The sequence below is a fragment of the Bifidobacterium sp. SO1 genome (assembly GCF_018555335.1).
Taxonomy (GTDB): domain Bacteria; phylum Actinomycetota; class Actinomycetes; order Actinomycetales; family Bifidobacteriaceae; genus Bifidobacterium; species Bifidobacterium simiiventris.
This window is the reverse complement of record NZ_JAFEJR010000010.1, coordinates 1-20,244: the sequence shown is the minus strand read 5'-3', so window position 1 is coordinate 20,244 and position 20,244 is coordinate 1. Positions and strand designations below refer to the sequence as shown.

At 59.8% G+C, this 20,244-nt stretch carries 12 protein-coding genes; 7 read left to right on the top strand and 5 right to left on the bottom strand.

The annotated features are described in order from the left end of the window. Positions 1 to 35: 35 nt before the first annotated feature. From JS541_RS08885 to JS541_RS08875, 3 genes are all read right to left on the bottom strand, one after another. A complete protein-coding gene (locus JS541_RS08885) occupies positions 36 to 638 on the bottom strand; it encodes a TetR/AcrR family transcriptional regulator (protein WP_214374112.1) in 603 nt (200 codons plus the stop codon). A 247-nt stretch (positions 639 to 885) separates the two neighbouring features. Beyond that, on the bottom strand, positions 886 to 1,875 hold the full coding sequence (locus JS541_RS08880; RefSeq protein ID WP_240539304.1) for an FAD:protein FMN transferase: 990 nt from the start codon (positions 1,873 to 1,875) through the stop codon (positions 886 to 888). 242 nt (positions 1,876 to 2,117) lie between these two features. Further along, on the bottom strand, positions 2,118 to 2,258 hold the full coding sequence (locus tag JS541_RS08875) for a hypothetical protein (RefSeq protein ID WP_214374111.1): 141 nt from the start codon (positions 2,256 to 2,258) through the stop codon (positions 2,118 to 2,120). A 313-nt stretch (positions 2,259 to 2,571) separates the two neighbouring features. Between JS541_RS08875 and JS541_RS08870 the strand changes: the two genes are divergently transcribed. From JS541_RS08870 to JS541_RS08840, 7 genes are all read left to right on the top strand, one after another. Then, positions 2,572 to 3,051 carry a MarR family transcriptional regulator gene (locus JS541_RS08870; RefSeq protein ID WP_214374110.1) on the top strand — a complete coding sequence of 160 codons (480 nt, stop codon included), beginning with the start codon at positions 2,572 to 2,574 and terminating at the stop codon, positions 3,049 to 3,051. A 406-nt stretch (positions 3,052 to 3,457) separates the two neighbouring features. Continuing rightward, complete coding sequence (locus JS541_RS08865; RefSeq protein WP_214374109.1) at positions 3,458 to 5,317, top strand: ABC transporter ATP-binding protein; 1,860 nt, start codon at positions 3,458 to 3,460, stop codon at positions 5,315 to 5,317. 185 nt (positions 5,318 to 5,502) lie between these two features. Then, positions 5,503 to 7,362, top strand: coding sequence for an ABC transporter ATP-binding protein (locus JS541_RS08860; protein WP_214374108.1), 1,860 nt, complete (start codon positions 5,503 to 5,505; stop codon positions 7,360 to 7,362). 468 nt (positions 7,363 to 7,830) lie between these two features. Then, positions 7,831 to 10,929, top strand: a complete 3,099-nt coding sequence (gene dnaX, locus JS541_RS08855) for a DNA polymerase III subunit gamma/tau (protein ID WP_214374107.1) — start codon at positions 7,831 to 7,833, stop codon at positions 10,927 to 10,929. A gap of 234 nt (positions 10,930 to 11,163) precedes the next feature. Further along, complete coding sequence (recR, locus tag JS541_RS08850) at positions 11,164 to 11,766, top strand: recombination mediator RecR (protein WP_214374106.1); 603 nt, start codon at positions 11,164 to 11,166, stop codon at positions 11,764 to 11,766. A 599-nt stretch (positions 11,767 to 12,365) separates the two neighbouring features. Next, the gene (locus JS541_RS15050) at positions 12,366 to 16,781 is read left to right on the top strand and encodes a SpaA isopeptide-forming pilin-related protein (RefSeq protein WP_214374105.1); all 4,416 of its coding nucleotides are present in this window, start codon (positions 12,366 to 12,368) and stop codon (positions 16,779 to 16,781) included. Between the two features lie 249 nt (positions 16,782 to 17,030). Continuing rightward, positions 17,031 to 18,806, top strand: coding sequence for a SpaA isopeptide-forming pilin-related protein (locus tag JS541_RS08840; protein ID WP_214374104.1), 1,776 nt, complete (start codon positions 17,031 to 17,033; stop codon positions 18,804 to 18,806). A gap of 374 nt (positions 18,807 to 19,180) precedes the next feature. On the opposite strand, the gene JS541_RS08835 is transcribed toward JS541_RS08840, so the two are convergent. Next, a complete protein-coding gene (locus tag JS541_RS08835) occupies positions 19,181 to 19,363 on the bottom strand; it encodes a PIN domain-containing protein (RefSeq protein ID WP_214374103.1) in 183 nt (60 codons plus the stop codon). 4 nt (positions 19,364 to 19,367) lie between these two features. Beyond that, positions 19,368 to 19,739, bottom strand: a complete 372-nt coding sequence (locus tag JS541_RS08830; RefSeq protein ID WP_214374102.1) for an AbrB/MazE/SpoVT family DNA-binding domain-containing protein — start codon at positions 19,737 to 19,739, stop codon at positions 19,368 to 19,370. Positions 19,740 to 20,244: the final 505 nt, after the last annotated feature.

Below are 20,244 nucleotides of genomic sequence, written 5' to 3'. Positions count from 1 at the left end.
CGTCCGATTCGCTTCGTCTGATTGCCGACGACCGCTCAGCGCAGGTAATCCTCGATGTGCAGCGTCTGCGCGGCGACCTGCTTGATGACCGCGTCCGGCGTGTCCGGATGCAGGCGGATCAGCGAGATCAAGCCGACAATCAGCGTGTAGAACGTCTCGTGCACGTTGTGGATCGGCAGTCCGTGCAGCGTCTCGAAGTCGAGCACGGTCGTCTCGCAGAAGAAATCCGCGATCCGGTCGGCCGCGTGGTCGATGAACTTGATATACAGCTCGGCGTTGCCGGCCTGCATGAGCTTGGCGCTGAACGGGCCTTCGTCGGCGATGATCGCGCGGGTGAGCCGCACAATGTCGTCGAGCGCCTTGTCGATGTTGCCGGCCTCACGTGACTTGTCCCAGTGATCGAGCTTGCCGAGCATCGCGGAGATCGTGTCGTCGATCACCGCGTCGGCCACCTCGTTCTTGTCGGCGAAGTAGTGGTAGAACAGCGAGCGCGTCATGCCGGCACGTTCGGCGATGTCGCTGATGGTGAGTTTGGAGAAGCCGGTGTCGAGGCACGCCTCGCGGGCGGCCCGTATGATCTGCTCGCGCCGCGCGTCGCCGCGTGATGCTGTGGTGTCGTTGCGTCGTTGCTGTGCCATGCGTCGCTCCTTGTTGGTGATGGCCGGCGATGGCGGATTGCCTCGCTGTTGGAATTGAATCCCTGCCGTAAGTGTATGCCGTAAATTGACGTTGTGTCAACTTGTGTGGGTTCGGGCGTTTGCTGATGATGCGGGTGCGGTTGGGGCGGGACGGGGTTCGTGGGGCGTGGCAGTCGTGGGATCGGTGGGATGCGGGTGCGGGCATGCGGATGCGAGCCGTGGAAGTCCGCGGCCGGTTGCGCGCGGCCTACGCCGGCCTGACGAACAGTTCGCCCGGAAAGCCGCGGCTGAAGACGGCGGTGCGATCGGGGCGCAGCACCGCGCACGAGAAGGGAAAGCGGCCGGCGAGCGTGTTCGGGTCGGCGACGAACAGTGCGGTGGCCAGTCCGTCGGCCAGCGCGGTGGGATGGGGGGCCGCGTCGGCGGCGACGGTGACCCAGGTCGCGGCGACGGAATCGGACGGACGGCCGTCGATGGCGTTGATCAGATGATGCAGCCGGATCCGGCCGGATGCTTGCCAGTGACGGCGGCTGGGCGCGCTGGCGCAGCAGGAGCCGTTCGATACGGCCGCCGTGCCGACCGCGCGTGTGGCGTCCGCCGGATCCTCGAGTGCGATCGTGATGGGCTGCGAGGATCGGACGGTGAGATCGCCGCCCGCGTCGATCAGCAGCTCGGGGGAACGCTTGGTCTGACCGGAGCGGTTCGCGAGCCGTTCGGCCGACTGGCCGGGGGAGTGCGTGAGCCGTTCGGCCAGCAGGTCGACCAGATAACCCTTGCCGCAGGCACCGAAGTCGAGATGCACCGGTCTGCGCGTGATCAGCGTGGTGCCGTGCCGTTCCACGTCGCCTCGCCATGTCGGCCGGCCGTGAACCGAGCCGAGACGCGCGTCCGCGTCGTCGGCGATCGTGAACGAGTATGCCGCGTCGTATCCGAGCCGGATCAGATCCTCGCCGACGCACGGGTCGATGGCGTTGCCGGTCGCGTCGGCCAGTCGGTCGTAGAGATCGAACAGTGCGCCCGCCCAGTCGGGGAAGTCGAATCTGCCGCCGTATTCGGCCCGGCCCATCGCCGTCACCGTCGAGTCGGTGCGGAACCGCGACAGTATGGACTCGTATTCGTCGATGAACGCGGCGATGCGCGGCCGGTCAATCGGTTCGGCGGAACGTATGATCAGTCCGGTGCCCAGCGCGCGCGGGAATGCCGCGGTGTGCGGCATGCGGTCACACAGAGTATTCATGATTCCGATTATGGCTGATCGCCGGTGAACGGTGATGGCTGTTGTTGATCATTGATATGGGTATGGCGAGGGGCGGGTGCGTGTGGAAGTGGATATGTGCGGGATGCATGCAACGCGCATATACCCATGTGTGCGGCGTGCGCGGCCTCGCGCATAAGACGCATGTTCCCCGGCTCCGCAGACGGATGAGACGCCGTCGCGGAGGCCGGGGAACATGATCAGGCTGCTGATATGACGATGTCTCAGTGGCAGACCGGACGCGGACGGTTGCCCGCGTACTGGATGGAGCCATGCACCAGCGCCGCGGTGAAATGCGCCGCGCACATGCCTGAGTCCACTGCCTCGTGACTGCAGCCGACGATGCTGCAAACGTTGCGTTCCATGATATGTTCCCCTTCCTCGGGATCCCCCAGTGGCTTTCTTCTCTGCCGTCTTCTGTGTCGGTAGTATCCACGATACATGCAGATGGTCATATTGTGAACGGCAAATGCGTGATTTCGTGTCGCGACTCACATTTTTCGGCGTGTTTAGCGCGACAATACCGGAAAATAGTGAGTTTTGTGGCCCGTTGCACAGTTGTCCGCGGCGGTTGGCGACCTCGGAGACGCGATGCGTCGCCGGCGATATCGATATTGTTTACACTGTAAGATATATTGATGGCGGTCGTTGTCGATTTCATGATGGAAGGTGCGGCTGATGGGATTTGAGCAGGATGCGGTTTCCGAGCTGTGGCGCACCGCCTGGTGCCATCGCTCGGACATGCAGCGCGAGCTGACGCGCGGCGCGCAGGGCGAGATGTTCGCGATCCGGCAGCTGGCCCATCACGGCACGATGACCCCGTCGCAGCTGGCGGCCGCGCTCAACGCGACGTCCGGGCGCATCTCGACGCTGCTGTCCTCGATGGAGAAAAAGGGTCTGATCACGCGTGAAACCGATCCCGACGACCGCCGCGTGGTGCTGGTGAACCTGACCGACGCCGGGCGTGAACGCGGCCGGAAGGACATGGAGGAGATGCGCGATGCGGTGTGCTGGATCTTCTCGCAGATGGGGGAGCGGCGCACGCGCGAGTTCGTCGATCTGACGCGCGAGTTCATGACGTACATGTCGATCTGCAAGCCTGGCCAGCCACGCCCGACCGCGGAGGAAGTGCGCAAGGCGTTCGAGCGTCGGGAGTGAGGCTCCGGCGGTTGTTCTGACGGAGTTTGCCGTATCGGACGAATCGGTCTTCGGTCGGTCTACTTGGGCGGGCCTGTTGTTGTCATTTTGAGCGAGATGTGTTCTCATTCCTGTCATTTCGAGCGAGGCGAAGCCGAGTCGAGAAATCTTTGATGGGTGATGGGGTGTAAAGATTTCTCCGCTCGCTGTGCTCGGTCGAAATGACCGGTTCAGATGTTGCGCTCGGTTGAAATGGCATTGTGGACGTTTCGCTCGGTCGGAATGAACATGGTCGGGGCGGCGCGGGTGCCTGATTCTCAGGAAACACGCAGGATCAGGTGTAATATCTTACACTGTAAGTAATTTAATACTGGAAACTAACTAATCGATAGATGTCTTCGATAATCAACACGCATAGGAGGAATCGATGCTACGCATCATGAAATACCTCTCCAAAGCGGAGATAGGCCAGATGCTCATCGCGCTGGTCACCATCGTCGGCCAGATCTGGTTCGATCTCGAACTGCCGGATTATATGTCCGACATCACCACGCTGGTCGAGACGCCGGGCAGCGAGATGCGCGACATCTGGATCGCCGGCGGCAAGATGCTGCTCGTCTCGCTCGGCTCGGTCGCGTGCGCGGTTGTGACCGGCTTCATCGCGGCCCGCGTCGCTGCCAGCTTCAGCCAACGTTTGCGTTCGCTCGAGTTCGCGAAGGTCGAATCGTTCGGCCCGGCCGAGATGAACCGCTTCTCGACTGCGAGCCTTATCACTCGCTCGACCAACGACATCACGCAGATCCAGATGTTCATCACGATGGGCCTGCAACTCATCGTCAAGTCGCCGATCATGGCCGTCTGGGCCATCATGAAGATCGCCGGCGATGGCTTCGAATGGACGCTCGCCACGGCCATCGCCACGGTCATCCTGCTCGTCGCGATCGTGATCCTCATGACGCTCGTCATGCCGAAGTTCAAGGCGATGCAGCAGCTCACCGACAACATCAACCTTGTTTCACGTGAAAACCTCACCGGTCTGCGCGTCGTGCGCGCCTACAACGCCGAGGACTATCAGGAGGCCAAGTTTACCAAGGCCAACAAGGATCTCACCGACACCCAGCTGTTCACGAACCGCGCGATGGCCGTGATGATGCCGCTGATGAACACTGTGATGAACGGCCTCATGCTCGCCGTCTACTGGATCGGCGCGTATCTGATCGACGCGGCCGCCGCGACCGACAAGCTCACCGTGTTCTCGAACATGGTCGTGTTCTCCAGCTACTCGGTGCAGGTCATCATGAGCTTCCTCATGATGAGCATGGTGTTCGTGCTCTGGCCGCGCGCCGACGTGTCCGCGCAGCGCGTGCTCGAAGTGATCGACACCGAGCCGCTCGTCAAGGATGGCGGTGACAAGGCGGCCGACGTGGCGCGTATCGGCGGCGGTCAGACCGGCACCGTCGAATTCCGCGACGTGAGCTTCGCGTATCCCGACTCGCGCGAGCCGATCCTCGAGCATATCTCGTTTACGGCCGAACGCGGCCAGACCGTCGCGTTCATCGGCTCGACCGGTTCCGGCAAGACATCGCTGATCAATTTGGTTCCGCGCTTCTACGATGTCTCGGCCGGACAGGTGCTGGTCGATGGCGTGGACGTGCGTGGCTGGGACCTGACTGCGCTGCGAGACACGATCGGATACGTGCCGCAGAAGTCGGTGCTGTTCAAGGGGACGGTTGCGGGCAACATCAGCTACGGCGACGACGCGCATGCCGGTGCGACCGGCGACGGTCATGCGGCCGGCGGACGCACAGCCGTCCATAAAACCGGCGTCGCTGCGAACGATGGCATACCGGCCGACGACTACCGCGAACGTGTGCAGGAAGCGGCCGACGTCGCGCAGGCGACCGAGTTCGTCACCCGCATGGACGGCGGCTTCGACGCGGCCATCGCGCAGGGCGGATCGAACGTGTCGGGCGGCCAGAAGCAGCGCCTGTCGATCGCGCGGGCCGTATACCGCGACCCGGAGATCCTGATCTTCGACGACTCGTTCAGCGCGCTCGACTTCAAGACCGACCGCGCGGTGCGCGACGCACTCGCGGAACACGCCAAGGGCGCGACCAAACTGATCGTCGCGCAGCGCATCGGCACGATCATGAATGCCGATCGGATCGTCGTGCTCGACGACGGCAAGATCGTGGGGCAGGGCACGCATCGCGAACTGCTCGAAAACTGCGATGTCTACCGTCAGATCGCCGAATCCCAGCTCAGCAAGACGGAACTCACCGCGTGACGTACAACCCCGTCATATCGGCCGAGCGCAAGCGAAAGGTTGCCGTTTCGACCGAACGCGAGCACGGTGTTGTCATTTCGACCGAGCGACAGCGAGCGGAGAAATCCTAAGCGCCAAGGGGTCTGAAAGATTTCTCGACTCGGCTTCGCCTCGCTCGAAATGACACGTAGGAAAGGACTTATATCATGCCAGGACCAATGGGACGCGGGCCGCACGGCCCGGCGGGTGGCGGCCCCGCGGAAAAGCCGCAGGATTTCGGCAAAGTCATGGGCAAGCTCGTCCATTACTGCCGCCGGTACATCCCCGTCATCGTCATCGCGCTCATCCTCGGCGCGGCCGGCACGATCTTCCAGATCATCGGACCGGACAAACTCAAGGACATGACCAACGAGATCACCAAGGGCCTGCCTGCGGTCGTCCACGGCAAGCCGGTCGTCGGATCGATCGACTTCGACGCCGTCGGCCGCATCGGCTGGCTGCTCGTCGCGCTGTACGTCGGCTACGCGGTGCTCAGCTATCTGCAGAGCTGGCTGATGGCGAACGTCACGCAGCGCACTGCCCAGCAGCTGCGCGAATCGATCAGTCACAAAATCAACAAACTTCCGCTCAGCTACTTCGACAAAGTCAGCTACGGCGACGTGCTCAGCCGCATCACCAACGACGTCGACGCGATCGGACAGACCCTCGGCCAATCGTTGGGATCGTTGATCACCTCGGTCACCTTGTTCGTCGGTGCGCTCGTCATGATGTTCTGGAACAACTGGATCATGGCTCTGTGCGCGATCGGATCGAGCCTGATCGGAGTGATCATTATGGGCGTGATTATGAAGGTTTCGCAACAGTATTTCGTCCGTCAGCAGGCCGCGCTCGGCGACGTGAACGGACATGTGGAGGAAATGTATGCGGGCCATCTGATTGTGAAGGCCTATAACGGCGAGGCCGACGCGATCGACCGCTTCGAACGCTACAACGCCGACCTGTACGATTCCGGCTGGAAATCGCAGTTCCTGTCCGGCCTCATGATGCCGCTCATGCAGTTCGTCGGCAACTTCGGATACGTGGTCGTATGCGTCGTCGGCGCGGCGCTCGCGATGGACGGACAGATCGAATTCGGCGTGATCGTGGCATTCATGATGTACATCCGCCTGTTTACGCAGCCGCTCAGCCAGTTCGCACAGGCGTTCCAGAACCTGCAGCGTTGCGCTGCCGCATCCGAGCGCGTATTCGGATTCCTTGAAGAACCGGAAATGGCCGACGAATCCGACAAGCCGGCGCTGCTCGGCACAGACGGCCACGGCAACCCGCAGCCGGTGCGCGGCGACGTCGAATTCAGCCACGTACGCTTCGAATACGAGCCGGGCAAGCCGATCATCAACGACTTCTCCGCAACCGTCAAAGCCGGGCAGAAAGTCGCGATCGTCGGACCGACCGGTGCGGGCAAAACCACGATGGTCAACCTGCTTATGCGCTTCTACGAGATCGCCGGCGGACGCATCACCATCGACGGCGTGGACACCAAGTCCGTGCCGCGCTGGAACGTGCACGAGCAGTTCTCGATGGTGCTACAGGACACGTGGGTGTTCCGCGGCACCGTACGCGAGAACATCGCATACTCGAAGCCGGGCGTGACCGACGAGCAGATCGTCGAGGCGTGCCGCGCGGTCGGACTGGACCACTACATCCAGTCGCTGCCCGACGGCTACGACACCGTGCTCGACGAGAACTCGTCGCTGTCCGCCGGGCAGAAGCAGCTGCTCACCATCGCCCGCGCGATGGTGCAGGACGCGCCGATCCTCATCCTCGACGAGGCGACCTCGTCGGTCGACACTCGCACCGAAGAGCTCATTCAAAAGGCGATGGACTCGCTCACCATCGGCCGCACGTCGTTTGTGATCGCGCACCGCCTCTCCACCATTCGCGACGCGGATATGATCCTCGTCATGAACCACGGCGACGTGATCGAGCGCGGCACCCACGACGAGCTGCTCGCGGCGGGAGGGTTCTACGCCGACCTCTACAACAGCCAATTCACGCTCACCAGCTGACGGAGCGTCCTCGGCGCCGCACAGGACTTGACGTACCGTCGTACGCCGGCGTCCTGTGCGGCACCGAGACCGCACGCGTCAGCTGGCTCGCTACGCTCGTTGGATAACGGAGTGTCCGCTACGTTACGGGAGGCTCGACGTACCTTCGTACGCCTTCGCCTCCCGCGCCTTGCGGACACACGCGTTATCCAACGAGCTACGCTCACTGATTGATGGAGCGTCCTCGTCGTTGCTCCGGCGACCGTAACTCAGCAGAATCGTGTCCTTCTTATTGAGTTACGGTCGTTTTCGGCTCTACAGGAGACCGTAACTCAACAGTGGGGAATAGATAATGTTGAAATACGGTCGTTTGGAGGGGTGAGGAAGACCGTAACTCAGTGAGAGGGACGGGATGGTGTTGAGATACGGTCGGCCGGCCGAGGTCGGGCCGCGCGGGTCGGATACCCGGCTTGCGGTAGGTTGGTGGGCATGGCACTTGCACTGTATCGACGTTATCGACCGGACACTTTCGACGGGGTCATCGGGCAGGATCAGGTCACGATCCCGCTGATGCGCGCGCTCGACGCGGGCAAGCTCACCCATGCCTACCTGTTCTCCGGCCCGCGCGGCTGCGGCAAGACCAGTTCCGCGCGCATCCTCGCCCGGTGCATCAATTGCGCGAAAGGCCCGACCTCGCATCCGTGCGGCGAATGCGATTCGTGCCGCGACCTCGCCACCGGCGGCCCCGGCTCGATCGACGTGGTCGAGATCGACGCGGCCAGCCACAACGGCGTGGACGACGCCCGCGAACTGCGCGAACGCGCCGGATTCGCGCCCGCCCGCGACCGGTACAAGATCTTCATCCTCGACGAGGCGCACATGGTCACGCAGCAGGGCTTCAACGCGCTGCTCAAGATCGTGGAGGAGCCGCCGGAACACGTCATGTTCATCTTCGCGACGACCGAGCCGGACAAGGTGATCGGCACGATCCGCTCGCGCACCCACCACTACCCGTTCCGTCTGGTCCCGCAGGAGATCATGGGCCCGTACCTGGAGACGATCTGCGAGAAGGAATCGATCAAGCCGGAACCGGGTGTGCTCAAGTTGGCGATGCGCGCGGGCGGCGGTTCGGTGCGCGACACGCTTTCAGTATTGGACCAGCTGATGGTCGGTTCCGTGGGCGGCGTGATCTCGCACGATTCCGCGGTGGCGCTGCTCGGCTTCACCCCGGAAGCGCTGATCGGCGAGGCCGTCGACGCGGTAATCGACCGCGATGGCGAGGCGCTGTACGGCGTGATCCAGAAGGTCGTGGTCGGCGGATTCGATCCGCGGCGATTCGTGGAGGATCTGCTGGCCCGCGTTCGTGACCTGCTGGTGCTGCTGTTGGCCGGCGAACGTGCGGAAACGGTGATGTCGGACACCGCCGAGGGCGAGAGCATGGCCGACTTGCAGCGGCAGGCCAACGCGCTTGGATTGGGTGCGCTGACGGTGATGGCCGACACGATCAATGCGACGCTGGGATCGATGACCGGTGCGATCTCGCCGCGTATGCGATTGGAACTGCTTGCCGCGCGACTGCTCGCTGGGCGTGAGGGCGCGCTGATGGGCGCTGGTTCCAATTCCGAGGTTGGCGGAGCCTTGGCCCCCTCGGCTGAGGGGGCTGTCGCGTATAGCGCGACTGGGGGAGCGTCTACCGGCTTCGCCGGTGCCAAGCGCAACCAGCCGCAAACCGGTTTCGCGGGAGCCGCCCGCAACCAGCAGCCCACCGGCTTCGCCGGCGCGGCCCGCAACGTTGAATCTTCCTCCAATGGGCACTCCGACTCTTCAGCGTTGTCGGGTGTGCCCTCCCCCAGTCAGCCTTCGGCTGACAGCCCCCTCAACCGAGGGGGCCAAGAAGGTGGTGGTTTCTCGACTGTCGTCGAGCCTTCGCCTAGAAACGCCTCTGGCGTTTCATTAACGGATCAGCCCAACCGAGGGGGCCGAGGAAGTTCTGAAGCTGGCGGAGCCTCGGCCCCCTCGGTTGAGGGGGCTGTCAGCCGAAGGCTGACTGGGGGAGGGGACACTCCTCAACCTCAGGACACCTCAACGCCTCAAGCCCCCGACACCCGCACCCCCGACCAGAAGTGGGATGCGCTCGTCGCCGCCCTGCCCGAGGGCGTGCAGCGTTACGTCAACCGCACCAGGATCCCCAAGATCCTGCTTGCCGCCGACCAGTCGCACCCGGATCGCCAGCGGCTGTGGCTCAAGTTCGACAAGTCGTTGAGCAAGTACGCCTTCGCGCTTGCCGTGGCTGACGAGGCCGTGGACGGCACTACGAACGTGGTCGCCATCGTGCGCGCGGAGGTTCACAAGCTCTTCGGTGAGAGCGTGACTATCGCGCCGACCAACAAGATGGCTGACGGCAGTGTCGCACCCCCGTTCAGCAAGCTGCCGCAGGATCAGCAGCAGAAGGTCAAGGCGCAGCTGTTGCAGGAGAGCCTGCAGGCGGCCGTCGCCAAGACCGCGTCCGAATCCGCGACGACTTCGACCGAGTCCGGCGATCGCGAGAACAGCGATGCCGGTTCGGCCGACGCGTCCGCGAAGACGGACGACGACGAGGTACATCGAGCCGGTTCCTCCGCGTCTGTAGCGGACGACGATCCGTGGAACGTGCCGGACTCCGGCAAGTTGGACGACAATGCCGATCCGTGGACGACACAGTCCGGTGTGTCTCAGATCGACGGCTCGCAATCCGCGGCTGCCGACGACGATCCGTGGGCGCAACCGGACGGTACCGTGCATCCGCTGCACGCCGCCGACGCGCATGACACCGCTCGTCACCCGCAGACCGAGCCGCACAAGAAGCATGTCGCCGTCCCTGATCCGACCGACGACACCGATCCGTGGGCCGTTCCTGCGCAGCCTGCGGCTGCAACCGCCTCCGAAGCTGGCGGAGATTTGGCCCCTTCGACTGAGGAGACTATCAGCCATGGGCTGACTGGGGGAATGCACGCCCCGTCGATTCAATCGACCGGAGCGGCCCCGGCATCTGCCGCTGATCCGTGGAACCAGCCCATGCCGGCCGCGCCCGCCTCAACGAGCGTGCCGTCCGCCCCGCTCACGCAATCCGCGGCTTCCGTCCAGCAGGTTCCGGCTGACCCGTGGGATCAGTCGATCCCGCTGCCTGACGTCGCCCCGCCGGACGACGATCCGTGGTCGTCGGCACCGTCGGCCCCGCAACCGATGCCGTCGTTCGCGCGTCAGCATGAGTCCCAGCCGAATCAGAACCAGCCGGTCAGTCATTTCAACATGCATCCGAACGGTGCCGCGGCAGGAGTCGCGGCCGGCGTTGCCATGCCGCTCGCCGCCGGTGCGGATCTGTGGAACGCCTCGGCGAACGCGAACGCGCCGTCCGTTGCCGAATCGGCAGCGCCGCAGGTCGACCCGGACGATGACGAGTATTCGATGGACGACGAGTCGCTCGGCAGCGTGACCGCGATGAGCGTGGACGAGCTCAAGCAGTTCTTCGAGGTCAAGAAGGTCGAGGAGTTCAAGGCCGACGACCCGAAGAACCCGCGCAACATCGCCCGCAACAAGCACGAGGAGTAGCGGTGCCGTCGTACACGACGATGAGTCGTATCGTGTTCGGAAGACGTGGCATCGGGTGATGATTGCATATTTTTCATGGGAATAAAATGCTCTATTTGCATATTTTCTCCATGAAAAATATGCATTATTGGATACATGGCCATGTTCCTGTGATTCGGGCGTTGTATGTGCCGATGCGGCATAATGAAGCCGCACACGTTCATCCGTGACGGATCCGGGAAGGAGCACGACCACATGGCACTCGCATATGACGGCGCGATCCAGCGCCTGATCGACGCGTTCGCACACCTGCCCGGCATCGGGCCGAAGGGCGCGCAGCGCATCGCCTTCTACATGCTGTCCGCGTCCGACGAGGAGGCGCAGCAGCTCATCGACGCGATCACCGAAGTCAAGGAGAAGGTGCGCTTCTGCGACGTATGCGGCAACGTATGTGAGACGAGCCCGTGCCCGGTGTGCGTCGACCCGCGCCGCGACCGCAGCATGATCTGCGTGGTCGAGGAACCGAAGGACGTGATGAGCATCGAACGCACGCGCGAATATCGCGGCCTCTACCACGTGCTCGGCGGGGCGATCAACCCGATGGCGAACGTCGGGCCGTCCGACCTCAACATCCCCAAGCTGCTCGACCGGCTCAAGACCAGCGAGGTCAAGGAGGTTATCCTCGCGCTCGACCCGAACATCGAGGGCGAGGCGACCACCACGTACATGAGCCGACTACTCAGCCCGCTCGGCATCAAGGTCACCAAGCTCGCCAGCGGCCTGCCGGTCGGCTCCGACCTCGAATACGCCGACGAGATCACCCTCGGCCGCGCGCTCGCCGGCCGTCGCGACGCGTGATCGAGCGCCTGGCTCCAAGGTGGATTAACGATAAGGTTATAAAGTGGGTTAGCGATCAGGGTTCGAGGTGGATCTGTGGGCGGATTCGCGGGATATTCGCCGTTGACAATATGGTGCGATACGTTGTTGTTGCGGCGATATAACGATGAATCAATGTGATTGTTTACGATCGTTGGTGATCGTTGATGAATGATTGTTGCCAATGAAAACAATGGCAAATGCTGCGTGTGATTGATGGGCGAAGGGTTTTCGCCGTTGGCGTGAATATGGTGAACATGCACACGATATGACGTTATGTTACGTAGTTTGATCGGTCGCAGGAGCGCCGGCCAAGCGGCTGTGTCGTGGGCCGTCAGCCTTACTCGCGATTGGGTTTGTTGAAGGGTTGAACAATCATCGACACGCCGATGCCGGGTGCGTTAACGCTCACGGGCAATGTGTGCATTTTTGCGGGTTGTAGCGCGATAATATCAGATTAACGTAACCCTAACTTGTCGTCTTATCCTCCTATATTTCGGGGGTAGGAGAAACGTTAGGAAAGACGATCGTAGCCGATCGGACTTTTCGCGGAGGAGTATTTCGGATATGAAACATCCCGTGTGGAGACGTGTATCCGTAGCCGTATCGGCTGCGGTGGCGACGGCGTTGCTGTGCTCGTTCGGCGGCGTCACCTTCGCCGAGAACGATACGTCGGCGACCCCCGGTGCCACCGTTTCGACCAATACCCCCCCGATACGGATTCCACCAAGCCCGACGCCCAATCCGCTGACGCCGCAGGCGCTTCGACCGATGCCGCGGCAAACGCGTCGTCAGATACACCGGCGACTTCCACGACCGACACCCAGTCCGGTACCGATACCGCCGATCAGACTCAATCGGCCGCCGATCAGTCCGACAGCCAGTCCGGCCAATCCGCTGCGACCGGCTCATCCGCTGACGCCGCTTCCTCCGGGGACGCCGATTCGTCAGCGAGCACTGACACGACCACGCCGTCCGATACCCCGTCAACCGACGCATCCGACACGGGCGACACCACTGATACGCCGTCCGCGGCGGATTCGGGGCAGCAGTCCGGCGATGCCGGCAACGATACGAACAGCAATCCCGGCGCCGACAATGCCCCGTCGGATGGCAACGCCGCGGGCGACTCCGCATCCGCCGACCAGCCCGCCGCGGCCCCCGCCGCCACCGTCGACTGCACCGCCGTCGCCGACTGGCCCACCCTCAAACAGTGCATCGAACAGGAAACGGCCGAAACCGTGACGATCACCAAGGCCATTCCTGCGGCTGGCACCATCACCGTTGCGCGCAATGTAACGATCGATATTGCTGCCGATGCTGAAAAAGATGCCGGCATCAACGGGTCTCTCGAGGGCAGCATTCAGTCTTCCGCCTCAATCTTCACTGTGAACGCCGGAGCATCGCTCACCATCAAAGGCGGCACCTATCAGCATCTGACTTCCAATACGGATGGAGCGCTTGCCGATGTGCAGGGCACGGTGAATGTTGTGAACGGAACATTCACGAACAACGTGGCGACAGGGAAGAGTGGCGGCGTTTTTAAGCTGGAATCCAAAGCAGCGGCTCATATCATAGACGGAACATTCGCGAATAATACCGCCGTCAATGCCGGTGTTGTCATGATGAACGCCGGATCGACATTGACTATCGATGGCGGCATGTTCTCGAACAACAACGCTACCGGTACTGATGATTCCAAGGGTGGTGGTGTCATTCGCAACACCGGCGGCACCGTCGTCATCAATGACGGCACGTTTGACGGGAACCGTACCAGCGGCCAAGCTCGTGGCGGCGTTATCTTTTCGTGGAACGGCGGTAAACTGACTGTTGCTGGCGGCGCATTCACCGATAATTCCGCGAATTATGGTGGCGTTGTCCTCAATGAGGGCGATCTGAAGATCAGCGGTGGCACGTTTACCGGTAATGAATCTCGTAATGATGGCGGTGTCGTTTCGAATAATGGCACGCTGGAGATCAGCGGTGGCAAATTTGCCGATAATAAAGCACTTGGTGACGGCGGCGGTGCCATTTCGCAGGATCGTGGGTCTACCAGCATCATCGCCGCTATAGGTGATACAGACACCGATACGACTGGTACTGGTATCACTTTTACCGGTAACAAGCAGACTTTCGAATCGAATGGTCAGTCTGTCAACTGTACGAATGATGACCCCCACGGATGCCGTAAGATGCGCGGTGGTGGCGGCGCCGTTCGCTTGGACGGTGGTTCTCTGACCATTCAGGGCAAAGTGACATTCGACCATAACTATTCGCGTGCATACGGTTGGGGTGCCGGGGGTGGTGCAATATACGTGCAAGGAACCTTGTATATCCGCAACGATTCGCAAGGAAACAAGCCTTCGTTCGATCATAACTGGTCTGGTATCTACGACACACAGTATGTGAAAGATGCCGACGGGAAGGAGCAGACTCCTAACGGCGGTGCCGGTGGTGCACTGTTTGTGCAGGATGGCAATTCAACTGCTTATCTGATGGGCGGTTCATTCACGAACAACTCTTCCGGCTACCTTGGCGGCGCAATTTATACTGAGGAGGAGTCCACAACCTATATCGCCAAAGCGGTAGCTAGCGGTAATACTGCTGGTCATTTCGGCGGTGGTCTATGGCTGTGCCCTTCGGGAAGCGGTGAGGCGTCCAAGGGCGGCAATATCGCCTTGTTTGACAATCGGGTCGATAAATCAATTGATCCGAATCAGAAAAACCAGAATCCGAACACTAGCACCGAGGATGGCAGCGAGAGCTCGGCCGATGGAACCGAGGCCGGCAGCGATTTCGCGATTATGAACCCGTACCATAAAAAGCATGATGATACGAGTTTCGTGCTGATGGATACATGGTTCACCGACCGCACGAAGTCTGCCGTCACATGGTATCGCGATGGTATTCCGGTCCGGAACGCCAGCGGATACGACGATGAATATCAGAATCCTCATCATGATACTTGGGATACGATTATGAAACCAGGCGGCAACAATGTTGCCGTTACCAAATATGGCGGACAATATGCCGAGAACGGTACCAATGAGAAAATCGATAAGTACTCGGATCATATGTATAAGCTGACCTTGGGTTCTGATCACGATAGTTATAAGACGAAAGCGGAATTCAAAGACCGCGGCGTTGCGCTTAAAGCCGTGATCACCGGTTCTGCTAAGGAACAGCAAGCCAAGAAAGACGCTGCCACGAATACCGCCGCTGTCGTTATTACAGGCAACCGCGCGCGTTTGTCCGGTGGCGCATTCGGCACGAATGGCAACGTGCTCTTCTCGACCCCGTGGATCGCATCATGGAGCAAGGTGGATAGTAAGGATTCTTCCAAGCAGCTGGCGGGCTCCCAGTGGGATCTGACGACCCAGACCAAGACCGTAAACGCTGACGATGTGCGCTCGACCGCGAATACGGAAGAGGAAGCCATGATCGCGGCGGTAAAGAAGTCCGGAGTGAGCGGCCCCTATAGCATCGATTATTATCCGACTCTCTGTAGTGCGACATACGCTGACAATCAAACGATTTCCGCATACGATGCTGGGTATACATCAGGAAAATGCTGGAAACCGACTTTTGAAAACTATCAGGTCAAATCTGGTAATGATCAAACCGGCAAACCGAACGTTACCGTTTCATTCACTTCCGTGACGCTGTCTGCAGTCGTCATTGATGATATGGGCAAGAGCGGAACCTATATCGGATTCGATAACAATCCGGAAGCGGGCGGATTCGACTTAAACAATCTTGCGCCGGGAACGTACTCTCTCAAAGAACGTGTCGCGCCTACGGGTTATGAACTTAATCCGCGTGAGTACCAGTTCAATATCGTCAATGGACCGGCAAAATGGTATGAGCTTGATTCGAATGGTGATCAGATCACTAACAACGGATTTGTCAATACGGACATCAACATCCCCGACAAGGCGCTCCCGGGCGTCTCGTGGGGCAAGGTCGATGCCGATACGGCTGAGAAACTGCCGTATTCCGAATGGACGGTGACCAAGTATCAAGCCGATGGTGAGACGCTCGACGCCAAGTCCCGCTGGATCGTGCAGGATTGCACGAAGATCACGGACGAGGATATCGACTGCGCCCGAGGCGAGAACGGCGGCGAATATCTTGCCGATCATTCCAACGACGCCGGCAAGTTCAACATCAGCGGTCTGCAGCCGGGCAAGTATCTGTTGCAGGAGACCATCATTCCGAATGGATATTGGAATCCGGAATCCGGTGATCGGTACGAGTTCACGATTCCTGCTAATGCGCAGGAGACAGTGAAGCTGACAAAGATCGATACACATACGGAAGTCACCGACATCGCCAACAAGCTGCCACAGATCGCGTGGAAGAAGGTCGCCAAGGACGGTGGCGCGGTGATTGTTTCCGGAAAGAGTTCGTGGACGATCACCGGACCGGAAGCTGTGATTGTACAGGGCGATATTGAGACCGACGCTACGGCTGAGGCGGATTCGGTGACTGCCGCTGTGGTGGACTGCCAATCGTTGAGCGGGTCGACTGACCCGTGTAGTGGTCATGCCACTGGTCTTCAGACGCAGACTGATGAGAGCGGTAATGCCGTTTCATATTCGTACAACGATCTGAACAATGACCTCGGCCAGCTTAAAGTGTCCGGTTTGCAGCGTCCGACTTCGGAACAGGCGGCTCGTGGCATCGTGTTCCGGTATACGCTGACCGAGACGGCTGCTCCTGACGGCTATGTGAAGTCAACCAAGCAGTATGTCTTCACTATCGGTGCGACCGAATCCGGGTCGTCGCTGGACCTGGGGGAGACGTGCTCGACGGAGGTCGGCGGTACGAACTGCATCCCAAACGTGAAGATGGTCGCGGCGCTCCCGCTGACGGGCGGCCCGGGGAACTGGGCGGCTCGCGACTGGATGCTGGCCGGCGGTGGCATTGCAGCGGTCGCGATCGCGGCGCTGGCGCTGACGAACGAGTGGCTCAAGCGCAAGGCGGTGATCGTATGATCACGCGTCACTGCCACGACCCGGGTGCCGTGCCTTAGCGTACGCCCGATTATGCGGCGCAGCCGCCTCGGCTCCCTCGGTTGAGGGAGCTGTCACGACGAAGTCGTGACTGAGGGAGCGTCACACCCGACCACCTCACAACACAAGATTTGCGGATCGCGGAGCCGGCCATCTGGCCGCCCGTTCTCCGCGATTGCAGAAAACACATAAGGAAACAAGAAGGAACAAGAAAGAAGGTTTCTCATGCGAATGAGGAAACTATTCGCCGGCCTCGCCGCCGCGGCCACCCTCCTCGGCGGCCTCGCCCTCGGCTCTGTCTCTGCTGTCGCAGATGACACGCAGACCAGTGGTGGTGTGTTGGTCTCGGATAATGCGACGTTTACGTTCACTGCGAATGACCCAGACCAGTGGCAGAACCGTAAGGTCAAGTACTACAAATTGGCTGATTATGTGAAGTACGATTCAGATACCACGGATCAAAACAAGCCTGTATACGGTGTGCAGACTGCGTCAACTGCGAATAAGAGTGCTCTAACTGCAGCGCTTGAGGCGGCCGTGGCTGATTCTGATCCTCAGCTTACTGTGCCGGACTATAGGAATACCGATCTAATGGCGTGGGCGTTGCAGCAAGGTGCGTTGGACAGCGAATCCCAGCCATGGACGGGATCGACTCGTTTGTTTGCTGATTCTTTGGCGAAGAACACCAAGGTGACCAAGTCCAAGAATTTTAAGACCATTGACTTCGGTACACAGGCCGGTACTGATCGTACCGTGCAGTTGCCTGCCGGCGTCTACCTGTTCGTGGACGTGACTGTGAGCAATGGTAACCCTAGTAGTGGTACTGGTAACAAAGCGAACAACGGTAACATCTCGAATGGTACTGAGCAGAATCCCACTGATCCTCGTAATGAGAATGGCGGCAAGGTTGTCACCCAGTCGGCGCCGATCGTGCTTGCTTCCGGAACCGTAGCAAACAATACGATCTCTGACCCGGTGAACGGCAGCAACACCGTTGCGTTCAAGAACCATGTGACCCCGGTCATCAAGGCTTACGATGACAAGGATGGCACGGTGTCCGTCGGCCAGACGGTCAATTACATGCTGAAGACCACGCTGCCCGCATTCACGACTGGTTTTACTGATTACACGTTTACACTTACCGATACGCCCGGTATTGGTCAGGACATCGATTTGACCGGTCTTCAGGTAAAGGTTGATGGAACCCTTATTGGACAGGGAGATGGTGACAACCAGTATCAGCTGTTGTTTAATGACCAAGTCACTGCTGACGAGCAGACGCAGAAGAAGTTCAAAGCGAATGGTTCGAAGACCTTCATCCTCGACTTCAGCAAGTATGTGCGCAACCATACGTTCGACGGAACTACCGCGAAGGGCTTGGTCGATGTCAAATACCAAGCTGTGATCAACAATGAGGCCACCCCAAGTCAGAGTGTGGTGAACTCGGTTGAAGTCAACGACAACAACTCCAAGGCTGAGGACAAGACTAAGCTGACCACCGGTGAATTCTCCTTCGTTAAGACGGACGCGCAGGGTAATCCTCTCAAGGGTGCTACCTTCATGATCTCTGGCTCTGACGATAACTACGATGACGACATTGTTCCGATCGCTCCGACTGATGGAAACGTTCAGACGTCCGATGAGAACGGCAAGGTCACGTTCACTGGACTGGCCGACGGTGTATATAAGGTTTCTGAAACCAGTGCTCCTCAAGGATTCCTTTCGTCAGCTCGTGCTGAGTTCAAGGTCACCATCAAGAGCGGCAAGGCCGTGTACTTCGACGGTACTGACTTCTATGGTCTTGCTAAGGACTCTGGCAACTCTGATCTTAGCGGTTCTGAAATTACCAAGTATTCAGTGATCAATGTCCGCAACGTCACGCAGCTGCCGCTGACCGGTGCTGCGGGCATCATGCTGTTCACGGTGGCGGGTCTGCTGCTCGCCGCGGCGGCTGGTCTCGTGTACACGAAGTCCCGTGCCACGAGCCGTGCGCTGCGTCGTCACTGATCAGTCGGTTCGTTACCGATCACCGGTCATCGCACCGCGTGATCGGTAACGTTACCGCTCATCAGTCGTAATCCGAACCATCACAGGAGTCCGGCATCCCATCCAACGGGATGCCGGACTCCTTGCGTATGTACAGAGATCGTCGTCCGTGTCATCTTCCGAATTGCTTTCCGGCAAACTCGTCCGGAGTGACGATCGCAAGATCGTCGACGGAAACATCCTCAAAATCTCGGTCTACGGTAACGAACACATCGGCGTGCCCTACAATCACTGAATACAGTATCGGGTAGTCCAATGGGTCCCGTATATCAAACAATCCCGGAGTCGGATTCTCCGGTGTGACTATGGTCTCATAGTCAAGCTGGTGAAGGTACTCATCCAATGCATGTATTCTTCGGCCATTTGCGTGTGACGACGGCGCGGGCCTCCTCAAGCGAGCGCGTGGAGAGAAGCAGTGTGTTGCCTCCTGAACTTGCGGTAAGGATCGTGGCGACCACGGTATGCGAGCCGAAGATGATTGCGGAAAGCAGCACGTTGGTGTCTATCATGATGCGCATGGGATCACCCGTGCCTTGGCGTGCGTTCGGCGCGTACTTCTTTGACAAGTCGGATGAGGTCGTCCTCTGATTGAAGTCCTGCCTCCTGTGCCGCTCCGGCGAAGCTCTCCTGAGCGACGGCAATGGCTTCGAGGTTGGCGTTCCGCAGCGTGATGCTGCCGTCATCTGTGCGAACGAACAGGATTTTGTCGCCTTCGCGCACGCCGATTGCTTGGCGCACGTCTGCCGGGATGGTGATCTGTCCCTTAGCGGTTACCTTGGCAATGTTCATGACTTCATTCATGAGAAACCTCTTACTTGTAAGGAAATCCTTACTGTCAGTATAAGGTCGTTTTCTTCTGACTTGTGCGGACGGGGACGGTGCGGTGACGGTCATGACGCTCCTTTGCGGCTTATTCGCTGGGCGGTTGCGCAATCTTCGGTTGAATCGCGAAGATCGGTAGCGCTAGCATACCGGATGCGCGAAGCGCGTCGACTGGTTTTCGGCTTATGTGGTCGAAGGCTTGAAATCGTTGGAAAATGGCGGATTGTGTTTCGGTACGGGGGTGTGGATAACTTTTGGATAGCATCTGCCGTCTGCTGGCAGGAATATCACCCGAATCAATCGCAACTTTCCTCGGGAATCATCCTATGTTCCGTAAATAGTCGCACTAAACCCAATCGAAGTCCCGAGCTGAGTTCTGACAGATCAATCACTGTATTCGGCTGAACAAAAAATTGGGTGCAACCACTTTCGTGACTCCGCCCTATAAAAAAGGCGCTTGTGTTGTTTTCGTGGGTGTGGGTTCGTCGTTGAGCCGTTGAGGGAGTAAGAGAAGAGCGCTTCCTGGGTAGGATGTTTTCGACCAAGATAAACAAGCAACCAGCAAGCGCCTGATGAA

Excerpts from the sequence above, each read along its gene's own strand:
- JS541_RS08885 (WP_214374112.1), bottom strand. The coding sequence starts at position 638 with ATGGCACAGCAACGACGCAACGACACCACAGCATCACGCGGCGACGCG.
- JS541_RS08880 (WP_240539304.1), bottom strand. The coding sequence starts at position 1,875 with ATGAATACTCTGTGTGACCGCATGCCGCACACCGCGGCATTCCCGCGC.
- JS541_RS08875 (WP_214374111.1), bottom strand. The coding sequence starts at position 2,258 with ATGGAACGCAACGTTTGCAGCATCGTCGGCTGCAGTCACGAGGCAGTG.
- JS541_RS08870 (WP_214374110.1), top strand. The coding sequence starts at position 2,572 with ATGGGATTTGAGCAGGATGCGGTTTCCGAGCTGTGGCGCACCGCCTGG.
- JS541_RS08865 (WP_214374109.1), top strand. The coding sequence starts at position 3,458 with ATGCTACGCATCATGAAATACCTCTCCAAAGCGGAGATAGGCCAGATG.
- JS541_RS08860 (WP_214374108.1), top strand. The coding sequence starts at position 5,503 with ATGCCAGGACCAATGGGACGCGGGCCGCACGGCCCGGCGGGTGGCGGC.
- dnaX (WP_214374107.1), top strand. The coding sequence starts at position 7,831 with ATGGCACTTGCACTGTATCGACGTTATCGACCGGACACTTTCGACGGG.
- recR (WP_214374106.1), top strand. The coding sequence starts at position 11,164 with ATGGCACTCGCATATGACGGCGCGATCCAGCGCCTGATCGACGCGTTC.
- JS541_RS08840 (WP_214374104.1), top strand. The coding sequence starts at position 17,031 with ATGAGGAAACTATTCGCCGGCCTCGCCGCCGCGGCCACCCTCCTCGGC.
- JS541_RS08835 (WP_214374103.1), bottom strand. The coding sequence starts at position 19,363 with ATGCGCATCATGATAGACACCAACGTGCTGCTTTCCGCAATCATCTTC.
- JS541_RS08830 (WP_214374102.1), bottom strand. The coding sequence starts at position 19,739 with ATGACCGTCACCGCACCGTCCCCGTCCGCACAAGTCAGAAGAAAACGA.